The sequence below is a fragment of the Nocardiopsis sp. CC223A genome, assembly GCF_030766825.1.
GTDB lineage: Bacteria > Actinomycetota > Actinomycetes > Streptosporangiales > Streptosporangiaceae > Nocardiopsis.
Genome location: NZ_JASFDV010000193.1, coordinates 1 through 337, shown reverse-complemented (window position 1 = coordinate 337; position 337 = coordinate 1). Strand labels below are relative to the sequence as shown.

1 protein-coding gene and 1 other annotated feature are annotated in these 337 nt (G+C 72.1%); the gene reads left to right on the top strand.

Features of this window, described 5'->3' with window-relative positions; translation table 11 throughout:
* Positions 1-70: a sequence feature (AL1L pseudoknot), on the top strand. This feature is flagged as partial in the annotation.
* Positions 1-337, top strand: a 337-nt coding sequence (locus tag QJS33_RS31305; protein ID WP_306371682.1) for an IS3 family transposase, incomplete at both ends; no start/stop codon positions are given. Its footprint overlaps the feature before it by 70 nt.

Genomic DNA, 337 nt, shown 5'->3' with positions numbered 1-337 from the left:
GGCCTACATCGACGTCCACCGTCAGGAGTTCGGGGTCGAGCCGATCTGTCAGGTGTTGCAGGTCGCCCCGTCCACCTACTACGCAGCCAAGAACCGGGCGCCGTCGCTGCGCTCGCGCACCGACGAGGCCACCACCGCCAAGATCCGGCAGGTGCACGCCGACAACTACGGTGTCTACGGGGTCCGCAAGGTCCACGCCGAGCTGAACCGGCAGGGTCACCGGGTGGCCCGCTGCACCGTCCACCGCCTCATGCGCCGGGCCGGTTTGCGGGGCATCACCCGCGGCAAGAGCCCGCGCACCACCACCCCGGCCCCGGGCCCGGACACCCGCCCGGAC